Here is a 999-nt window from a genome sequence, read left to right on the forward strand (position 1 = left end):
ATTTTCAGAAGACGACTGCACCAGTTGATTGGGCGTAATGGCTGTTGTGCAGCCAGCTCCTGACAGTTCAATATCAGAAGTGATCTGCACCAATCTCGACTATGCTCAATACTCGTGTGGGCTCTGTTGCAAAAATCGTGAAGCTTGAGCATGCTTGGCGGAGATTGGACGGACGGAACGATGACGGATTTCAAGTGGCGCCATTTCCAGGGTGATGTGATCCTGTGGGCGGTGCGCTGGTATTGTCGCTATCCGATCAGCTATCGCGACCTTGAGGAAATGCTGGCGGAACGCGGCATTTCGGTCGACCATACGACGATCTATCGCTGGGTCCAGTGCTACGCCCCGGAGATGGAGAAGCGGCTGCGCTGGTTCTGGCGGCGTGGCTTTGATCCGAGCTGGCGCCTGGATGAAACCTACGTCAAGGTGCGGGGCAAGTGGACCTACCTGTACCGGGCAGTCGACAAGCGGGGCGACACGATCGATTTCTACCTGTCGCCGACCCGCAGCGCCAAGGCAGCGAAGCGGTTCCTGGGCAAGGCCCTGCGAGGCCTGAAGCACTGGGAAAAGCCTGCCACGCTCAATACCGACAAAGCGCCGAGCTATGGTGCAGCGATCACCGAATTGAAGCGCGAAGGAAAGCTGGACCGGGAGACGGCCCACCGGCAGGTGAAGTATCTCAATAACGTGATCGAGGCCGATCACGGAAAGCTCAAGATACTGATCAAGCCGGTGCGCGGTTTCAAATCGATCCCCACGGCCTATGCCACGATCAAGGGATTCGAAGTCATGCGAGCCCTGCGCAAAGGACAGGCTCGCCCCTGGTGCCTGCAGCCCGGCATCAGGGGCGAGGTGCGCCTTGTGGAGAGAGCTTTTGGCATTGGGCCCTCGGCGCTGACGGAGGCCATGGGCATGCTCAACCACCATTTCGCAGCAGCCGCCTGATCGGCGCAGAGCGACAGCCTACCTCTGACTGCCGCCAATCTTTGCAACAGAGCC

General features: G+C 59.0%; 1 protein-coding gene. It reads left to right on the top strand.

What is annotated here, in order from left to right; genetic code table 11:
• The first annotated feature begins 180 nt into the window (after positions 1 to 180).
• Positions 181 to 945, top strand: coding sequence for an IS6-like element IS6100 family transposase (locus ACOTX5_RS26630; protein ID WP_001389365.1), 765 nt, complete (start codon positions 181 to 183; stop codon positions 943 to 945).
• The last annotated feature ends 54 nt before the right edge of the window (positions 946 to 999 follow it).

Source organism: Enterobacter cloacae complex sp. IR5441 (assembly GCF_049238215.1).
GTDB classification, from domain to species: Bacteria; Pseudomonadota; Gammaproteobacteria; order Enterobacterales; family Enterobacteriaceae; genus Enterobacter; species Enterobacter hormaechei_C.